Origin of the sequence: Paenibacillus litoralis (assembly GCF_046244365.1) — a bacterium.
Taxonomy (GTDB): domain Bacteria; phylum Bacillota; class Bacilli; order Paenibacillales; family NBRC-103111; genus Paenibacillus_V.
This window is the reverse complement of record NZ_CP176395.1, coordinates 7,487,241-7,507,487: the sequence shown is the minus strand read 5'-3', so window position 1 is coordinate 7,507,487 and position 20,247 is coordinate 7,487,241. Positions and strand designations below refer to the sequence as shown.

The window sequence follows — 20,247 nt, the reverse complement described above, 5'->3', positions numbered from 1 at the left end:
GGCTGGTTCGGAGCGTTAGCGGATTTCGGGGGCGTTATCTGGCCACTTCTGGAGAGAGACCGCTCTAGAGGGGCTGCATAAGACCGCGAAAAACCGCTATTCTTCTTCATGGGGCCGATTGGTCTGAAAATAGCGCCTCGAAAATCCGTTATAACCGGCAAGATGCTAAAAAACACGGCTAAAATCTCCCTGATTCCTTCGCCGCGCGACTTGGACGGGAAACTTATGGCAGTAAGAAGCCCAGAAGCTGTCTGCGGTACGTCAATACGTACGGCGGACGGCTTTTCGTTATGAAGAAGGTATTTCCGTCTTGCGGCCCTGAGCGACATGAAGCCGGGCTGGTTTCGCATACCGCCGGAACCATTACGGTTTCGTTACGTTTACGCCCAGCCGCGACGGCCCGTTTAACAAAAAGTCATCATGCGCCACGAAATGGTCATGACGGTCACCTATAAGCTGAAAACGTTCCCAACTATAATGGCGTCGATAGCTATTACTACATACAGGGAAGGTGGAGTTATGAGAAAAAGAACGTACAAGCTGAACGTACTGCTTATCGTCTGTTTGTTGTTCTCGCTGATGCCGTCGCTCGCAGCGGCAGCCGCCGCGGACACGGGAACGGGAGGCGCTACCGTTTCGCAGGATGTGTATGCGGTTTCACAAGACGGAAATACGAAGCTTAAGATGAATTACGTCAATTTTAATGTGAATAGCCCAAAGCAAGTGGGCAATTATTTAGCCGTCTACACGAGCGGAACAACGGTACATAACGATTCCGCCACTGTTGCGCTGCAGCCTGGCAGCATTTTCGTCAAGAACACGAATGCTGCAATTCAAGTTGACGCGCAGGGCAAAGTGCTCAAGGTGGCTGGTCCGACTGGCGGCATCAACAACACGACGCATAAGCCGAACGGTTGGGAAGCGGACCAGTATGTGTCCATCCCTCCAGGTGGTTATGTCATTCTTGCAAGCGACGACGACTGGGTCGGAAAGTTTCTCCGCAGAGGTTTATATGAAACTTTCAAAGTCGGGGATACGATTTCCTTGCAAAAGGGCGGGCAAACGGTAGCAGCATCCGATCTGCTGAACCCTAGCCTAGAGCTAAAGACGATGTCCGGAACAAGCGTAACTTCCGCTACTTACAACATCGAGGGCAAAGTGCATCAATATACTGCTGACGCGGGCCTTTCCGTGAAGGTCGGCGACGCCGATGCGGCCATTCAAGCGGACGGCTCGTTCCGTCAAACGGTTACGCTTACGGCGGGACTCAACACGATCGTGGTGAAGCTGTTCAAGGGAACCGTGCAGCTCCAAGAGCAAACGGTTACGCTCGCTTATCAGCCGGCGTCCAGCGACCTGATCGAGATCGAAGCGCCTCCGGCGGACATCACGATCGTGACGCAAGGACCGAAGAAGAAAATCGATTACATCGACAAGGATATTACGGGAATCAGCAACATTTTCGCGTTGTTTACGCCCGAATATGGCTCGAGCATCTCGGTAGGCGCCGTTAACGTGGCCATTCAGGTCGATGCATCGGGCAAAGTGACGAAGATGGTCAACCAAGCGGGAAGCAGCGGCGTTCCTTCCTGGACGCCGACGGCGACGAATCTTGAGATTCCGCAGGGCGGCTATGTCGTTATCGCGCAGGACAGCAACTATGCGAACAACGACATCAAGAAGTTTCTGGCTACCAAGTTCAAGCCGGGCGATACCGCCAAGCTGCGCAAAAACGGCGATGTGGTGGACGTTTCGGCCGTCATGACAGGACTGGGCACGATTCCGCGTCTGCAGCTCGACAATCTCGCCATGTATACGACAGCCGATGCGAAGACGACGATTTCGGGCTTGGTGACGAACCCGACGAACGCGCTCGTGACCGTTGGCGGACAGCCGGTTGCGCTGCAGCCGGACGGCAAATTCAGCTTCGAGGCGCCGCTGGCGGCCGGAGCGAACTATCTGGATATCGTGCTGAAGCGCGGCGACGTGCAGCATGACAAGAAAACGCTCGTCGTTTACAGCAACCGCAAGCTTACGAGCGAGAAACAAGTCATTCTGTGGGTCGATCAAGCGTCGAACGCGCGGAAGTTCCAATCGAGCCAAAGCGTGCTGGATTTCCTGCAAAAAGCGAAGGATGCCGGCGTGACGGACGTCGCTTTTGACGTCAAGGGCGTGGAAGGCTTCGTATCGTACAAAAACAGCGATTTGACGAACCGCCCTTATGTGAGCGAGATGACGGCGCCGGAGCGGAGAGGCTCGAATCCGAACCTTGACCTGCTGGAGGAATTCCTCAAGCACAGCCACGCGCTCGGTCTGAAGGTGCATGCGGCGTTTAACGTATTTGCCGAAGGCTCGATCGCGGTGAAGGACTTCGCGCTGATCGATCAGCACCTCGATTGGGAGGAGCAGGTGTTCCGCGCGGAAGACAACGGGCAAATCATGCGTCTGCGTGAGAGCGATTACGGGAAGAAAGGCCTGGCCGGCAGCGCCAACGGTGCGCAGGTGCTGTTCGTCAACCCGGCAAACGATCAGGTTCGCGACTTCCAGCTGAAAACGTTCGAGGAAGTGCTGAAAAATTACGACGTCGACGGCATCATTCTCGACCGCGGCCGTTACGACAACGAAACCGCCGATTTCAGCGCAGTGACCAAGGCTAAATTCGAAGCGTTCTTGCAGAAACGCGGCAAGCAGCTCAACGCATGGCCGGACGACGTGTTCCGCTACGTGAGCGGCAAGCGTACCGACGGACCGCTCATTCAAGACTGGTGGGAGTTCCGTTCCGGCGTCATCGAAAGCTTCGTGAAGGAAACGCATGATCTGGTCAACCGCTATGAAGATAACAAAAGCAGAACGATTCAAACCTCCGCTTATGTAGGCTCGTGGTTCGAATCTTATTACCTGAACGGCGTGCACTGGGGCAGCAAAGATTTCCGCTATGACCCTAGACTTGGCTTCCCGACCACGTCCGTTTACACGGATGAGTATTACAAGACCGGATATATCAATTACCTCGACTTCCTGATGGTCGGCACCTATTACGGAACGGCTCAGGAAATTCAGCGCTATCTGACGATCGATACGATCGTGACGAACGGAGAAGTACCGCTTTATGCGGGGATGGATTTGACGAAGCTTCAGTCGCCGTCGCTGCAAAAGGATATTTTCCAAAACGCGATGAGCAGCTCGAACGGGCTGATGCTGTTTGACGCTTCGCTTGCCAACTGGCCGATTATCAAGGCTTCCGTAAATAATGAGAACTACGTGAAGGATTACCAGATCGGGATCAGCAAGCCGGGAGACGCGGAAGCTTTCCTGGAAGCGAGCTACTATAACGTAAGCCGTAATACGGGAGATATGAACGTTTACAACGAGGAATTCGGCACGTCCACAGGCACGAATAAATTCGGAGTCGAAGTTGTGACCGACGCGACCGGTAAAGTGACGAAGGTCGTAAACAAGACCCAAGCGTCCACCTGGAATTGGACGGTGCCGGAAGATAACAACAGCGCGATACCGGCAGGCGGCATGATCGTTTCGGCGCTTGACGACAGCGGCGTTAGAACGAAGCGTCAGCTGCTGGCCAATACGTACAGCGTAGGGGACGATATCCGGGCGGCGGCCTTGTCCGGGTATCTGAAATACGAAGGCAAGACCGTAACAAGCGCTACTGTTGATTTGACGGGTAACGTGAAAGTGATGGGCATAGGTTCGAGCGTAGCCGTAAAATTGAATGGAATGGCAGCTGTGGTTGCAGCAAACGGAGATTTCACAGGCAAAGTGAGCTTGCAGCAAGGTGCGAATACGGTCACGATGGCCGTTTATGTAGATGGCAAAAAGACAAACGCCAAGTCGTTCCAAATGACGTATCAGCCGTCTTCGACACCGGATCCGACGCCATCGACGCCGTCTCCGTCCCCGTCGGTACCAACACCATCTCCGACGCCAACGCCGACTTCGAATGGCGTAAAAGTATCGGGTACGGTAACCGAAACAAAGGACGAGAACGGCAAAGCGGCTACAAAGGTGACGGTTGATGCCGAGAAGCTGCGTCAAGCGGTAGAGACGTTGAGCAAACAAACCGCGGGTGCTAATGAGATATTCGTAGAAGTGCCTTCCACTCGCTCAGTCGCTCTGCTGAGCGTATCCGCACAGGCTTTGGCCGATGCGGAGCAAGCGGTGCCGGGCGCGCTGCTTACGGTAAAAGCAGGGGCTGCCAGCTACCAGCTGCCGGCGGATTTGATCGACGCCGAAGCGCTGGCGAAGGCGCTGGGCGCTAAAGCGGGAGACGTTCAGGTCACCATCTCGCTTGAGAAGAAGTCCGGAGCGGACGCGGACGCGATTGCCGCAGCCGTTAAAGCCGCCGGCGGCGAAGTCGTCGGTGACGTGTACGAATTCCGCGTGACGGTGCAGGCGGGATCGAGCAAGCTGGAGCTTGCCGATTTCGGCAAGCGTTACGTAACCCGCTCGCTGACGCTGCCGAAAACGGCTTCGAACCAAGCGACAGCGGTCGTCATCGATCCGGAAACGGGCGAGATGAGCTTCGTCCCGGCGCGTTTCGTGCAGGAGAACGGAACGACGACCGTCATTATGAAACGGACCGGCAACAGCATGTATGCCGTCGTCCGATTGAATAAGACGTTCGCCGATACGAAAGGCCACTGGGCGCAAGCCGATGTCGAGCTGCTCGCTTCCAAGCTGCTCGTTAAGGGCGTAGCGGATAACGCGTTCGCGCCGGATCAAGCGGTGACGCGTGCCGAGTTCGCCGCGCTGCTCGTGCGGGCGCTCGGGTTGACGGAGAAGCAAGGCGGGTCGGCCTTCGCCGATGTGCATGCCGCCGACTGGTACGCCGGCGCTGTTGCGGCGGCATCGGCTGCAGGGCTGATTCAAGGCTATGAGGACGGCAGCTTCCGTCCGAATGCCGTTATCAGCCGTGAAGAGCTGGCGGTGCTTGCCGCCCGCGCATTCGATTTCGCCGGAGCGAAAGCATCGCCGGTTACGGCGGACGCGCTTAAGCCATTCGCCGATGCCCAATCGATCGGCAGCTGGGCGCAAAGCGCCGTTAGCCGTGCGGTAAGCGAGGGCATCATGAACGGGATGACCGATGCTTCCTTTGCTCCGCAAGAACAAACGAGCCGCGCGCAAGCGGCGGTTCTGCTGAAGCGGCTGGCCATGAAGATCGGATTTATGAATTAAAGGATAAAGCGGTTGAGCAGGGAACGATCCCCGCTCAACCGCTTTTTTTAGGAGTCAAGACGTCAATTCGTTTCGAACCAGCGCAGCGTTTGGCTGGCCAGCAGCCGCTTGGCGCCTTGGAACGTATCGTAGACGCGCAGGGTGCAGCTGTCGAAGGAACCGATTTTCTCGAAAAGTCCGGCTTTCGCTTTTTTCATCGCGTAACTGTTGGAGGAGCCGATCGAAAGCGATTTACCGATACCGCTAGTTCCGCCGCCCTCCAATTCGATTTCCTCCGTTAGCGTAACGCCTCCGTCTTCCAGCTCGATAAGCAGCTTGTGTCCTTCCGGAACTTCCTCGTGCTCCGCTTTCCTATACAAGTCATAGTCGAACGAAAGCTGGATTTCATCGGCTGCGGTTCCCAAGGTCGGCCTTATCTTACTCAGCGACAGCTCGTAGCCCGCTATTTCGATGCGGTTCAGCGTTTGCTGCGGTACCTTGCGTTCAACCGGCAGCTCATAAACGGCGGCATGAATGAAGCCGTCGACTGGCTGGCCGGCTTTGGCCAAGCCGCCGCCGGATACGGCATCGCCGACTAAGAGCTGCAGACCTTCCGTCGATGCCGTTCGCGGAAGCCGGCTCCAAAAGCCGACCGCCGTTTTGCCGCCCGGACTAACCTTAAGACGCGGCTCCGAAACGGTTGCAGGATAGCTGACGCCGTCTTTTGTCAGAAACGCTCCGGCGAGCCTGGAAGGGCTGACGAGCCGCTTGTCCGTATTTTCCAGTTCCATTTCGGCATAGATCAGGTTCGAAGCATCCGCCGAATAGGAGAAGACATCGTAAACGGATAGCTTGGTAGTGCGGCTGTCAAGGCTTCTGGCAGAGGCTTCTCCCGTCTTGACGAAAGGCACGTCGTTCAGCTTTAACGAGCCGAATCGGGCGAGGAGCTTCTTGTCGGAGCCTTCTCCCGGTTTGGCGAATGCGGCGAAAGCGAGACCGGACAAGCGCGCTGTATACGGGAGCTGCCCGGTGAACACGAGCTTCGTTTGCGAGCTGCCGGCCAGAAACGGGGAGCTTCCCGTGCCGATCGGTTTTAGCTCCAGCTCGGCCCCGCCTTCAAGCAGCAGCCTTCCATCGATTGCCGGAATGGGGAGGGAGCTGTCTCCCGGATTGGCAAGCGTCGCCTCGAGGACGATCTGATCGCTCTCTTCCCATGGCAGCCGGTAAATCGAATCCACGGTCAGCTGGTACTTGCCGTTGCTGTCGGAAAAGACGGCAGGCTTGCCGGCGGCATTGCCTTCACTCGCCTCAGCAGGCAGCCGAAGGGCGGCAATGGGATAGCTATCGCCGTCAGCCGCATCTTCTCCCCCTTGCTGAGAGCCTCCGTTAACGCGGCCGTCAGCCGTATAAAGAAGCAGCTCCACCGGCTCGTCGTCCTGCAGCGATTTCGGGAGCGATGCCGTCAGCGGCAAGTGCCGCGGCGAGTTCGGGTGCAGCGCAGCCGTGCCCGAGCCGACGTCAGGCGTTACAGGGTAGAGGAGACCGCTGCGCGTGCGGACTTTGTAACCATGATTCGGCCACGTGACGGTGTCCTCGCCTTGATTGGTCAGCGACAGCTCGACATTCATCTTCGTTTCGCTTGAATGGCTATAGGCGGTTACCCGGCTGACCGAGGCGGAGACGTTCGTTTCTCCTATGCTCAGGATATGCTCTTCCTGTGCGGTTTCGGGAATGGCCGGCGGCAAAGTAAAGACGGCGGCAGGAAGAGGGACGTCGACCCCGTCGCGGCGTTCGGCGACGAGCAGTTCGCCGGGTTCTTTCAACGCTGCGGCCGGCAGCGTTCCGGCGATCACGAGCTCCCGTATTTTACCCGGAGCAAGCAGTTGCTTGGCCGTTCCGTCAGATACGGCTTCAAGCGGATAAACCGCTCCGTCCGCCGTCCGCAAGGCGTATTCGTAAGCCGGCGGCGCAACGGATTGCTTGCCTGTATTTTCTACGGTTACCGTAACGGAAACGCGCGATGAATCGGATTGGCCGTCTACCCGTTTCAACTGCTTGACGCCCATGTCCAAGTTTTCCAGTCTCCTGCTGCCGCCGGCAGGCGTAAGGGGCGAGTACGCTTCCGGAAAAGCGAAGGAGCCGAGCGGCTGCATGAGATCCCGGCGGCTGAAATCCCACCGGATCAATTCCAAGGTTAGCCGCTGAAGCGTCACGTTCTCTCCGAGAACGGCATAAAACGTGTAGTCCTTACTCGTGCCGGCAGCGATCCGGTTATCGTTCTGCCGTTCGGGCAGAAGCTGCGGATAATAGCGGTTGCCCGCGTCATCGGTCAGCTTCACCCAGTAATCGCCGAAATTCAGGCTGTCTCCGCCGCCGTTCGCGACCCGCAGCGTGAAGCCGAGAGTATGCTCTTTGCCGTTCGGACCGGACATGACCAAGGCTTTCGTTAATTCGGCCGTTGCCGAACCGCCGAGCGGGACCGGAGGGAGCTGCGGATATTCGGCCGGAGGCAGGGAGGGCGAAGTCGCTTCTGCGGAAGCGGCCGATTGCGCGGATCCGGTGCCCGTCTTGCTTGCATCGGATGCCTCTTCCGATGCTTCGAGCGTCGCTGAACCAGCGCCTTCTTCCAGCTTGGCTGCAGCGGAACCGGAGGCGAAGGCGGGAGAGGTTCCTGCCGCCAGCGCCGCTGCAATCCAAACGCAGACGGCCGTCAGCCGGAGAGCGGAGGAACCGGATTTTACGCCGTTTTTCAAAAAGGCCTTACCCGGCAAACGCTCGCTTCTTTCGTAAATAAGGGAAGAGGCGTTCCTCTTTGTCTTTGGCACTGTTGGCATAAGTTATTCCTCCTTGACGGGGGTGCGAATAATGATTTTGTCGCCGTCGAATTCGAGCGAAGCTTTGCTGCCGATCTGCAGAGCCTCCAAGTAATCCTTCGGTATTTGCAGGCGGCCGACGCGGTCGACGACGGCGTATTCCTCATGACTTTGCTGTGCGTTTGCCGCCGTCTCCGCTTCCGTCCGTTTGATCATTTCGGAGCTCGTCAAGCCGTCGCGAATGGCGACGACGCGGTCCACCTTGCGCGCCAAGTCGAGATCGTGGGTGACGATGACGATCGTAACGCCCATCTCGCGATTGAGTCTGCGGAATATATCCATGATCCGGTCCGACGTCTGCGAATCGACCGAGCCCGTCGGCTCGTCGGCGAGCAGCAGCGGCGGCCGGTTCGCCAGTGCGATGGCGATGGCGACGCGCTGCTGCTCGCCGCCGGAGAGCTGATGCAGCTTATTGTGCATCCTGTGCTTGAGCCCGACCGAGTCCAGCAGCTGCTCGGCATAATGCCGGTCGGTTTGGCCGCCGATCAGCATCGGCGTCTCCACATTCTCCAGCGCCGTCAAATACGGGAGCAGATTGCGGGCGTTGTTCTGCCAAATAAAGCCGACCGTTCGGCGTTTGTACTGGACGAGCTGGTTTTCGTTTATTTTCAGCAAATCCCACGGACCGACCCGAACTTGCCCGGCAGACGGTCGGTCCAGGCCTCCGAGAATGTTAAGCAGCGTCGATTTACCGCTGCCGCTGCTGCCGATGATCGCCATCAGCTCGCCCTCCGCTACCGACAGATGCAGCCCCTGCAGGGCGACGACCTCTACATCGTCGGATTTGTATATTTTGACTAGTCCTTCGCAGTGAATCATAACGGAACACGCTCCTTGCTACATCTTAAGCGCTTCATGGACGCGCAGCCGGCGAATGTGGGCGAGCAGCATAACGGCGCCCGCCAGGGCCATAACGGATACGACCGCATACAGCTGGACCGTATCCCGCGCTTCGAATACGATCCGGAACGGCGGAACCTGCTTTGCCGCTTCTCCGGACGTTTGCAGGAAGGGCAAGAACAGCATGCTCGTCAATTTCCCGATTCCGATCCCTATCGCAATCGACAACCCTGCGGTAAAGCATTGCTCCAGTAAGAGCATACCGGTCAGCTGCCTGCGGGTCAGGCCCATCGCCCGTAATACGCCGAACTGGACGACGCGGCCCGACAGCGTAAAAAACCAATACATGATGTATCCGAGCAGCGAAACGGCTGCAGACACGAGAAAGCCCATACTGAGTATGCCGAACACGCCGCCTTGCGTAGGCATGTTTTTCTGATCGATCAGCTCGTTCCGGACATCCTTCACCGCCGAGACGCCGATCTGCTTGGCGGCCAGCTGTTCGAGCATCGGCGCGACCTTGGCTCCCGGCTTCATGTCGAACCAGACTTCATAGGGAACCAGCTCGATTTGGCTGTGAATATAGTCCAGATTCGCGATCGCGAAAGGCCGCTCGTCCGGATACAATGCAGGCCAGTATGGAATGACGCCGGCCACTACGAATTCGACGGGAGCGTTATCCTGACCGAGCGTAACCGTGAACGGATCTCCGGGCTTGAGCTGGTATTTGTCCGCGAAGGACGAGCTGACGAGAGCGGCTTGCTCGTATGAGCCTAGCAGGTCCAAGTATTGAAAGGGATGATAGTCGTACAGCTCGCTTCGGTACCAGGCAACGCGCGCGAAATCGGTATTGTCGATGCCCATAACGCTGACTTGACCGGCCGCTTTGCCGGCAATCGTCGCTTTGCCCGTCGTATTCAGCACCCTTGCGGCCGCTTCCACGCCTTCCAGACTACGGAAGCTCTCGAACGGCGGCTCGTCGTAAAATATTTTGTTCGACTGCTTCCCGTCCGGTTGGCTCTGATCCTGCGTTCCTTCCCATTCCGGCTGCATGACGACTTCCGCGCCGAACCGGTACAGCGCCCGTTCCACCGAATTGAGATCGATCGTCCGGGCCGCGGAAGCGTTATAGACGCCGAGGCCGAGCGTCAGGACGAGCAGCAGCATGAGCGGGTAATACAGGGCGGCGGACCGCGAAAGCTGGGTAAGCGTCAAATAAAGCGGTACGGGCAAAATCCGTTTGCCCAGCTTGCCGAGCAGCCGGAGCAGCCAAGGAAACAAACGCAGAGCAAACAGGCCGAGCGCAAAAATAGCCAGAGCCGGAACAAAAAAGAGCAGCGGGGACGCTTGCAGCTGATCCTGCGATATTCCCGTCGAGAGCGTCAGCCACTGCCGCGATTGGAAGCCGTACCAGCCGGCGACCGTAAGGACAAGCAGCGCGACGTCGAGAAACCAGCGCATCCAAAGCGGGCTGCGATCGGAACGCGCCTTCTTCCGGTTGTAGCTGACGATGGTGGCGCGGGCGTACGCAGCTGCCGGTATCACCACCGCGAATACGGAAACGAAGACGGCGGCAAGCCCGTAAAGCAGCGCATCCGCCGACACGTCGACGGCAACCGATTTGCGCAGGGCAAACGCAAGAAAGCCGTTCGACGAACCGAGCGCCTTGGCCATCAGCCACCCTAGCAAAGGGCCGGCGAGAAGCGCAAGGAACCCTAGCAGCGCTCCCTCAAGCAGATAGAGGGCGACAATCTGTCTTGCGGATGCACCTCTGCTCCGCAGTACGGCGATTTCCGCCTGCTGCCGGCCGAGCGATTGCTTGGCGATCATGACGATGTAATAGACGATCATCCCCAGTACCGGCGCCGCAAGCGAGAATAGCAGCATTTGCAGCTGTACGTTCTGTTTGTGCAGCTTTTGAAGCAGCTCGAGGAACGTCAGGTTTACCTTCGTCTGCTTCAGCAGCCGGAACAGCTCCGTATCGAGCCGTTCTAGGGCGGCGATAAGCCCCGGCAAATCGCCGGCTTCGATATTCCGCAGATCGAACGCATAGTACCAGCTTGCGTTCTGTACAGGGAGCTTGCGCGAGCCGGTCAGCTCGGCCTCGAAAACCCGTTCGCTCACGATAAGCGCGGACGTAAGGGCATCCAGTCCCTTGAACCACGCCAAATCCGAAGGGTTTTTCGGCTGGAACGCTCCGACGATCCGGACGGACAGCGTGACGCTGCCGCCGTTACTATCCTGCACCGTGTGCTTGTACGTTTCCCCGACGGTCAAATCGTACCGGTACAGCGTCTCCTGGTAGACCATCGCCTCGATAACGCCGTCCCGGACTTGCTCCGCGGGGGCCTTTCCCTTCACGATGTCGATAAGCTCCGTGAGGCCGGGCTGAGCGGTCAGCTCCAGCTGCCGGACTTTGCCGCCGGAACCGGCTGCCGCGGGATCGGCGGGAGACAGCTGCGCTTTCTTCAGCGACATGCCGGCGAAGTACGCGTCAACAGGCACGCCGATTTGTCCGGGCAACTGCTCCGTAACGTACTGACTGACGGCGGCTATGGCACCGGATGCGGGCTTTTCGCTGCCGGAGGCCTGGTAGCCGATCAGCAGCGAGCCGGCGGGCAGCCCGTTCGTTTCGGCCGCGAGCGTTTCGGCCGCCGCGTGCTTAAGCGAGCCGCCGGCATACATCGGGATGCTTGTCGTGAACGAGACGGCAAGGATAAGCCCGGCAAGCGCGCTGAGCGTCAGCCAGCGCGTATTCCACATTTTTCGCATGAGCAGCTTATAGAGGAGCATCACTTCCCGACCACCTTTTGGCCTTCCTTCAGGCCGTTTACGATCTCTGCGTCCGTCGACGTCTTCATGCCGACTTCCACGTCGACTTCCCCTTTGCCGCCCTTGCCGTCGGAGACGAGGGCATAATTGCGCGCGTTCTGCGTGCGCAGCGCGGCCAGCGGAATCGACAGCGCATTCTCTTTCCTTTGCGTGACGATCGATGCGGTCAGCGGGGTGCCGCGATTGAGTCCGGAGACGGGCTTATCCAGCTCGATCAGGACGTAATCGTCCGGCGAATCGTCCGATTTGCCGCTGCCGCTTCCGGAATCCGAAGAAGCATTGACCGGCAGACGCTTGACCTTGCCCTGATGCGTGCCGGCCGTGTTAATGTCCACCGTAACGTCCATGCCGACCGCCACCGACTTTAGATCGTCGGAGCCGAATTTGGCGGCAACCGTCAGGCGGGTCAAATCGGCGAGCACTGCTACCTCGTCGTAGGCGCGGGCCATGTCGCCTTGCTTGACGGGCAAGGATACGATCGTCCCTGCGTAGGGAGCGGTCAGCCGCCCTTTGGCCAGCCGCTCCTTCATGCGCGCCAGCTCCTCGCGGGACAGCTCGTAGTCCATCCGCTGCTTGGCCAGCAGCGACGCATTCTGCTCGTTCTCCTTGCGCAGCGCTTCCTTCAAATCGATTTCCGCCTTGGCCACCTGAATGTCCTTCTGGCGGATTTGCGCCTCTAGATCGCTCATTTCGAGCTCTGCAATTAACTGGCCTTTCTGTACGGTATCTCCGCTTTTGACATGCAGCGCTTGGATACGCCGGCCGTCTTCCGTAAAATAGAGCGGCTCCTCGCTCAGTGACATCAGCTTGCCGGTTCCGCTCGCCTTCAGCTCGAGCATTCCTTTCGTCACGGGGTATTCCGGTTTTTGCGAAATTTTGGGCGGACGAATCGTCGGGAGTGACTCCCTTGCCGGCTCCTGCGGCAGCAGCGAGCACCCGGATACGACGAGCAAGCCGGCCGCGGCAAGCGATAACCGAGCCGCCGCACGCAGCCGGAGCGCCTGCTTCCGGTCATTCGGGGTTCGCGCGAAACGTGCCGTCAACCATCTCATAAACATGATCTGCAGCCTCCATCGTGGTCGGATCGTGAGTCGTCATACAAATCGTGATCGGTTCCGTGTCCAGCATATGGCGGAATACGGACATCACCTGCGCGCTAGTCCGGGAATCGAGCTCGGCCGTCGGCTCATCGGCCAGCAGCAGGGTAGGGCGGTGCACGATCGCCTTGGCGATGGCGACCCGCTGCTGCTCGCCGCCGGACAGCTCGAAGGGCCGGTGGTGCATTCGTTTGGCGAGGCCTACAAGCTCGAACGCGTCCGCAATCCGTTTCTTCCATTCGGCTTTGGGCGTTCCCGCGAGCCGCAGCGACAGTTCTACGTTCTCATAAGCGGATAGTAGCGGGAGAAGGGCGTAAGCTTGAAAAATGAATCCGATCCGCTGCCTCCTCAGCCGTGTCCGCTGCTCGTCGTTCCATGCATGAAGCGGCGAGCCGCCGAACCAAATTTGTCCGTCAGACGGGGCGTCGAGCCCGCCGAGCAAATTGAGCAGCGTCGTTTTGCCGGAGCCCGAACGGCCCTTCAGCACGATCAGCTGCCGGGCGTGAATGTCGGCGCTGATTCCCTTCAGGACGCGGACGGCGGTCGTACCGGCTCCGAACGTGCGCTCCACATCGCGGATGCGAAGCAAGGGCTCGTTATTTTCCATCGGACGACGCCTTCTGCTCCGCGAGTTTCGCTTTGTCGTACGCTTCTTGTCCTTGCGTTTGCATCGCTTTAAGCGCATCGTCCACCGTTTTGCTGCCGCCGAGCACCGCTTTCATTTCAGCCGCCGTGATCGTATTGAACGCGCTAGCGAAACCTTGCGGATATTTTTGCGTCAGCAGCGCCGGATTCGGCTTCAGCGTATAGAAGGCCTCCAAGCTTTTGCCGTCTTTCGTTTTGCTGCCGGTCAGACGCGACGACGTGCCTCCGCCGATCATCATGCCTCCGCTGCTTTTGCCGTCGCCCGCGCCATTGATGAATTTGACGAGCTCCCAAGCGGCGGATACGTTCGCGGCCTGCGCCGTTACGGCATAGATCTGGTTCATCGAAAACCTGCTCGTCACATCCGGATTGCTCGGGTCGACGGGGATGGTCACGACGCCCCACTCGAACGGTTTCGTATCGCCGCCCATTTTGGCGGAGATGTCGAACATATCCTTGGTCATCGTGTTTTGCAGCATCATGGCCGCTTTCCCGCCTAAAAACTTATGCGCCTTGAACGTATCCGGGCCGATCCGTATCGCCATTTTGCCGTTGTTGTCCTGGCTGGGCCCTTCGGGCTGGAACACTTTCTTGGACTTGTAACTGTCCGCGACCGCCTGTACTACCTGCTTCCATTCCTTCGTATCGATCGTGACGGCGCCCGTATCGGGGTTGACGTAGGTCAATCCTTTGGAAGCGCCCATCATGGAGGCGAGGTCGAACGGGTTCGTCACCTGCTCGTCTTGAAAAAGCCCGTAAATGCGGTCGTCACCTTGCCCGTCCGCCGGAAAACGCTGCGCAAGCTGCAGAAACTGCTCCCATGACATTTTGTCGGCCGGAAGCGGGATTCCGTACTTGGCGAACAAATCTTTGTTGTAATAGACGGCCTGCGTATCGAAGGACGGGGCTAGGCCGTTCAGCTTGCCGCCTCCCAGCGTTCGCAGGGCGTCGACGACGGACGGGCTGACGTTCTCGATGTCGAACTTGTCCTGCTTGACGACCGGCTCCAAATCGTAAAGAAGCCCTTCCGCAGACAAGGAGGCATACTGCTCCTGGGACAGCACCGTGACATCCGGCTTTTGCTCGTCGATCAGCTTTTTCATCGCCTGAACCGGATCTTGACCGGTCGACGCTTCCCGCGTGGAAACGACTTCCACCTCGATACCGGGATACTTGGCGCGAAACACGTTCCCGTACATCGCATCGAACGCCTGTTCATCGAAAAAAGCGACTTTCAGCGCAGCTTTCTCATCTTTGCCGAGGGGCTTGAACCCCGTTTTGCCGCCGTCCGCTCCGCCGGAACACCCCGAAACGACCATAGCGGAAGCCAGCAGAAAACCCGAAGCTATACGGAATTTACTCTTGTAGATATGTGACACGCTGCCATCACCGAACCTTTCGTTTATCGAACTCGTCTCCCAGTATGGGCGCCTATTTTTGGAAAACGATTTGAGAAGCTTAAAGGAACATTAATGGCGGGTGAAGCCTTCAAGATGCTTTTCAAACCTATTCAAGCTATACACGATATTTTGTAAACAACCTGTCGCATGGAATTTCTGACTAGGGTGCTCTATCGTATAAGCCGTTCATGGCCATGCCTATCAAACATTACCTGTTTTCTGACTTTCGACTTTGGCGGCGTAAGACAAACGTGCATTTTCTCCCCGCAAACGGTGTATACCGAAGCCTGGAATAGGCTCAGTTGCCACAATTAACCGCATGCAAATAACCGACTGCTTTGGCAGTCGGCATATTTCTCGTTATACGTCCGTACCGGTATCTATTACAACGGGAGCCTCACCGTCATTTTCGTCCCGGCGTAGGGCTTGCTTTCGACCGTAATTTCGCCGCGGTGCTTCTCGACGATCCACTTCACGATGGACAAGCCGAGGCCGGTCCCGCCGTCGTTATGGGAACGTACCTTGTCTCCGCGATAGAAACGGTCGAAAATATGAGGCAAATCTTCCTTGGAGATGCCGAGCCCGGTATCCTCCACGGCGATGACTGCGGAGTGGCCCGTTTGGCGGCACGTCAAGCGGACGAGTCCCCGTTCCGGCGTATATTTGAGCGCATTGTCCAGCAAAACGACTAAAAGCTGGTGCAGCCGCTCTTCATCGGCTTGCGCCATCATGCCGCGCTGAATATCCGTTTCCAGCACGATTTCCTTCAGTTCGGCGAGATCGGCGAACGGCTTCGCCGCTTCCTCGCAGAGCGAGTCCAGCCGTACCCGTGCCATGCGCAGCTCCAGCTGGTTCGAGTCCGACCGCGCGAGCGTCAGCAGGTCGTCCACCAGCTTGTTCATGCGCCGCGAAACCTTCAAGATCGTATGCACGTACTCGCTTTCTTGCTCGATCGTACGGTTAGGATGGCGGAGCAGCAGCTCCGTATGCGCGCGAATGACGGCAAGCGGCGTTCTCAGCTCATGGGAGGCGTCGGCGACGAACCGCTGCTGATTGTCCCAGGAGTTGCGGATCGGCCGCAAAGCACGCTGAGCCAAATAAAAGCCGGCAGCCACGGCAATAAGTCCTCCGGTCAAGCCGCCGATAAGCAGCAGCATGCGCAGATTGGCGAGCATCTCCAGCTCGGGCGTAATGTTCGAGGCGATAACGTAGCCGCTGATCCCGTTGGCCGAGGACAATCCGTTCTGGACGGATTTGGGCAGCACCCGGAAGCCTTGATTGCTCACCGTCACGGTTTGAATGCTTGATGATGACAAAGCGGCCTTGAAGGCGGCCACGTAGTTGTCGGGCAGCACATCCTGCTGCGGCAGGGGGCTAACGAGCTTGCCCTGCGTATTATACATCAAGAAGTAGCTGTTCCGGTCCTTGACCGGAAGCGAGATATAGTAGGCGCCGGTCGAGAGGGAGCCTACTTGAAAGTTGTCCATGGACTCTCGCAGCTGCTCGTCGACCCGCTGAAACAGCTGCTGCTTCATGAAGAAATAGAGCGTCCCGCTCAAGACGATCAAAATGAACAGGAAGACTGCCGCATTGCGCAGCGTCAGCTGGACTAACGTTTTGCGAAACATGCTCATTTCCCCTTCATCATATACCCGACGCCTCGTACCGTCTGGATCAGGCTCTCGATGCCGTGCGGAGCCATTTTCTTGCGCACGTAATGCACGTACAGATCGACAGCGCCTGAAGCGGCTTCCGAGTCGAAGCCCCATACGCGGTCGAACATTTGCTCGCGGGTGACGATCTGCTCCCGGTTGATGACCAAATATTCAAGCAGCTCGTACTCTTTGGCGGTAAGCCTGAGCGGCATGTCCCGGATAAATCCGTCCTGCAGCTTCGGCTTTAACGTCAGCTGGCCGCAATACAGGTCGCCGTCTCCGGCCGTCACCTCGTTCCGGCGGAGCAGCGCTCTCGCCCTTGCCAGCAGCTCCGGAACGGCGAAGGGCTTGATCAAATAATCGTCCGCTCCGGCATCCAGCCCTTTGACCCTATCCTCTACGCTGTCCTTGGCGGTCAGCAGCAGAACGGGCGTTTTGATTTGCTTGTAACGGAGCTCCCGAACGATCCAAATGCCGCTGGCTCCGGGAAGCATGATGTCGAGCACGATCAGATCGTAAAGGCCTTGTTCGGCCAAATGCAAGCCGTCGTCGCCGTTATCGGCCGTATCGACCTGATACGATTCTTCCGCGAAAACCGTACTTATCGCGTGCAAAAGCCACTTGTCATCCTCTACGACAAGCACCTTCATACATTCCCCTCCGTCGTTTTATTTCAGACCGATTCTCTTTGCTTCTCCAAAACTACAATAAACGAACCAGCTTAAAATCTTCTTTGATTTCAGCAGCAAAATTCGATATTTACTGTAAGCGGATAGATTGTTAGTATTGGAAATATATCACTTTTTGACAGAAGAGGCGATGCCCATGATGCACCCGGATACGGAGCTCCGGTATATTAACGATCAGATCGGTTTTGGCGTATTTGCGACGAAATTCATCCCGAAAGGTACGATTACATGGGCGCTCGATGATTTGGATCAACTATTAGAGGCTTCCCACGTCCATTCGCTTGACGAACGGCGGAAAGCCCCGGTGCTCAAATATTCATATCGCAATCAGCATGGGCAGTATATCCTATGCTGGGACATCGGCAAGTACGTCAACCATAGCTTCCATGCCAACTGCGTCGGTACGGCCTATGAAATCGAACTGGCTGCCCGAGACATCTATCCCGGCGAACAGCTGACGGACGATTACGGTACGCTGAACGTCGATGTGCCCTTCGACTGCTTTCCCGAAGAAGGGACGGACAGGGTACGCGTCATGCCGGACGATTTACTCCGTTACGCGGATTATTGGGACAAGCTGGCTTGGGAAGCGTTCGCGCATTTCAACCATGTGGATCAGCCGCTCGGGCATCTGGTTCGCAGCGAATTTCGCCGCAAACTGGAGGCGGTTGCGGAGCACCGCGAGCCGCTCGACTCGATTACGGCGATTTACTATGCAGGGGAAGTGGCGATTCCTTAAAGGCCGCTATCCTCACGAACTGACGGGTACGGCTTTTGCCGTCTGCTCCTGCAGACGTTCCCTGATAGCCAGACGCTCGCGGAGATGGGGCGCCTTGTTTATCAGACGCTGGAACAAGCCCCGCTGCAGAGTCATGCAGACGACCGGAGTCAGGGAACGGACGGTGGCCGAACGAGGAACGTTATACAACAAGGCGATTTCCCCGAAAAAGTCGCCGTCGCTCAAAACCGCCACAGGCTCCATATCCTGTGAAGCGGTTTTTTTGAGCACTTCCACTTGTCCTCTCACGATCATATAAAATTTGTCTCCGGCGTCTCCCTCCTCGATGATAGGTCGGTTTTTGCCGTAGGACTCCGTAACGAAATAGTGGGAAATTTCTTCAAGGAAGTCAAGATCCATATCCGCAAGAAGAGGAATGCTCCGCAGCCGTTCCGGATTGATTTCCGCGTTGAAACCGTCGTCGCTGATGGAAAAGCCGCTTTGCTTCTGCCAGGAGGTCTTATAGGCGCCGTTCCCCAGCTGAAGGAGCTCGTCGTGGGTGCCTTCCTCGATGATCCGGCCTTGCCCGAGGACGTAAATACGGTCCGCATGCTGGGCGGAGGCCAGACGATGGGTAACCGAGACGATCGTACGCGTGCCGGCCAGCTGCAGCAGCGTTTCGTTGATCGCAGCCTCCGTGGAAGGATCGAGCGCCGACGTCGCTTCATCGAGAATAAGAATGGCGGGATCTCGCAGCAAGGAGCGCGCTATCGCCATACGCTGTCTTTGGCCGCCGGACAGACGCCCGCCGCGTTCCCCTACATGCGTTTCGTAGCCTTCCGGCAGCTGGAGGATGAAGTCGTGAATTTCCGCGGCTTTGGCGGCTTGCTCGATTTCCTCATCCGTAGCGCCGGGCTTGCCCATCCGAATGTTTTCCCGAATGGACGTATCGAACAGGAAGTTTTCCTGAAACACAATGCCGATTTGCCCGCGGAGCTGATCAAGCCGGATTTCGCGGTAATCGACGCCGTCGAACAGCAGCTTGCCCTCGGTCGGATCGTAGAAGCGCATCAGCAGATTGATGATCGTGCTTTTGCCCGAGCCGCTTACGCCGACGAATGCCGCGTAGCTTCCTTTCGGAATATCCAGGGTCACTTTCTGGAGACTGATTTGCCCCGTTTTGTAGCTGAACGAAACGTCGCGGAACGAAATGCCGTTCTGAAGCGGGGGAATAGCGTTCATTGCCGTCCCGTCCGAGACGGAAGGCTGTTCGCCGAGCAGCTCGTCAATACGTCTTAACCCTGCGACAGCCTGGACAAGCTGCGGCGCAAGCCAGGTTACGGCGCCGATCAGATGGCTGATGCTGAGCAGGATCGCATTGAAGGCGAGGAGCGAGCCGATCGTCAGATGCCCTTGAAAGGCGAGAATCGAGCCTATGCAAATGGCGATCAAATTCAGGATAATCACGCCGATGTTCGTCGTGCGGTCGATCAAGAACGTGTAATAATTCGCGGAGGAAGATACTTTCAGATAACGCAGCATTTGCTCGGTGAAGCTCCGGATCATCGGCTGCTGCAGGCCGAATGCTTGAATGACAGGCTGGGCGGCGATATTTTCCTGAACCGAAGCCGTAACCGCCGCTTGCTCTTCCTTCAGCCGGTAGCTCGTATCCGAAGCCCGTCCGCCGATCAGCTTCGGCCCGACCAAACAGACCGGGAGTCCGATCACTGCAAAGAGCGCGAGCTTCCACTGTAAGATAAATAGAAGAATAACGTTAAAGAGGAGCCCGATAAAGGAGAGGATACCGTAAGGCAACAGCATGATCAGATTGTCGATCGCCGTCAAGTCGGTATTGAAGCGGGCCAATATATCCCCCGCCTTCGTTCTTGAGTAAAAATCCATCGAGAGCTTCTGCAAATGGCGGAACAGCTTAAGGTGCAAATCCTTCATGACCGACGAGCCCATGGAAGCATACAGCTTGTCCCGGAAGACGCCTGCGAGAGAAGCGACGGCCGCGCCGGATACGAGCGATGCAAGGATGAGAAGAAGATTGGCGCTGTTCTGAGGCACGATTGCGAAGTCGATTACGAACTTAAAGCTTAAGGGCATAAACGTTTCGAAGGCCAAGTCGATTAACAGCGCAAGCATAAGCAGGGCAGTATGAAGCTTGTAGGGGCGAAACATTTGAACGATGCGACGTAAAAAGGCAAACATCGGGGGGCTCCTCTCGAAATGGCGAAAGCAATTCACTACTTAAAAGTATAAGGGCTATAAACGGATTAATGAAAGACAATTTCGGGGATTCCCGGCTATCGATAGGGACGCT

At 57.3% G+C, this 20,247-nt stretch carries 11 protein-coding genes; 2 read left to right on the top strand and 9 right to left on the bottom strand.

All coding sequences use genetic code 11. The annotated features are described in order from the left end of the window. Positions 1-519: 519 nt before the first annotated feature. Complete coding sequence (locus tag ACKGJP_RS31610) at positions 520-5,193, top strand: S-layer homology domain-containing protein (protein WP_409342716.1); 4,674 nt, start codon at positions 520-522, stop codon at positions 5,191-5,193. A 62-nt stretch (positions 5,194-5,255) separates the two neighbouring features. Here the strand turns inward: ACKGJP_RS31610 and ACKGJP_RS31605 are convergent, their stop codons facing one another. The 8 genes from ACKGJP_RS31605 to ACKGJP_RS31570 form a co-directional block, all read right to left on the bottom strand. Then, positions 5,256-8,006 (bottom strand): hypothetical protein, encoded by a 2,751-nt coding sequence (locus ACKGJP_RS31605; RefSeq protein WP_409342715.1) that lies wholly within the window; start codon positions 8,004-8,006, stop codon positions 5,256-5,258. A gap of 3 nt (positions 8,007-8,009) precedes the next feature. Continuing rightward, positions 8,010-8,864, bottom strand: coding sequence for an ABC transporter ATP-binding protein (locus ACKGJP_RS31600; protein ID WP_409342714.1), 855 nt, complete (start codon positions 8,862-8,864; stop codon positions 8,010-8,012). A gap of 18 nt (positions 8,865-8,882) precedes the next feature. Further along, a complete protein-coding gene (locus ACKGJP_RS31595; protein WP_409347305.1) occupies positions 8,883-11,678 on the bottom strand; it encodes an FtsX-like permease family protein in 2,796 nt (931 codons plus the stop codon). Beyond that, positions 11,678-12,775: an efflux RND transporter periplasmic adaptor subunit gene (locus ACKGJP_RS31590; protein WP_409342713.1), complete on the bottom strand. Its 1,098-nt coding sequence runs from the start codon at positions 12,773-12,775 to the stop codon at positions 11,678-11,680. The genes ACKGJP_RS31595 and ACKGJP_RS31590 overlap by 1 nt, the downstream gene beginning before the upstream one ends. Beyond that, positions 12,729-13,421 (bottom strand): ABC transporter ATP-binding protein, encoded by a 693-nt coding sequence (locus tag ACKGJP_RS31585; protein ID WP_409342712.1) that lies wholly within the window; start codon positions 13,419-13,421, stop codon positions 12,729-12,731. Before ACKGJP_RS31585 ends, ACKGJP_RS31590 begins: the two co-directional genes overlap by 47 nt. Further along, a complete protein-coding gene (locus ACKGJP_RS31580; protein WP_409342711.1) occupies positions 13,411-14,838 on the bottom strand; it encodes an ABC transporter substrate-binding protein in 1,428 nt (475 codons plus the stop codon). The genes ACKGJP_RS31585 and ACKGJP_RS31580 overlap by 11 nt, the downstream gene beginning before the upstream one ends. A gap of 404 nt (positions 14,839-15,242) precedes the next feature. Continuing rightward, positions 15,243-16,487: a sensor histidine kinase gene (locus ACKGJP_RS31575; RefSeq protein ID WP_409342710.1), complete on the bottom strand. Its 1,245-nt coding sequence runs from the start codon at positions 16,485-16,487 to the stop codon at positions 15,243-15,245. Positions 16,488-16,489: 2 nt separating this feature from the next. Further along, positions 16,490-17,164 (bottom strand): response regulator transcription factor, encoded by a 675-nt coding sequence (locus ACKGJP_RS31570; RefSeq protein ID WP_409342709.1) that lies wholly within the window; start codon positions 17,162-17,164, stop codon positions 16,490-16,492. Positions 17,165-17,339: 175 nt separating this feature from the next. On the opposite strand from ACKGJP_RS31570, the gene ACKGJP_RS31565 reads away from it, so the two are divergent. After that, positions 17,340-17,942, top strand: coding sequence for an SET domain-containing protein (locus tag ACKGJP_RS31565; RefSeq protein WP_409342708.1), 603 nt, complete (start codon positions 17,340-17,342; stop codon positions 17,940-17,942). A gap of 12 nt (positions 17,943-17,954) precedes the next feature. Here ACKGJP_RS31565 and ACKGJP_RS31560 read toward each other — a convergent pair whose 3' ends face one another. Then, entirely contained in the window at positions 17,955-20,135 is a 2,181-nt protein-coding gene (locus tag ACKGJP_RS31560) for an ABC transporter transmembrane domain-containing protein (RefSeq protein WP_409342707.1), read from the bottom strand. Positions 20,136-20,247 lie beyond the last annotated feature (112 nt).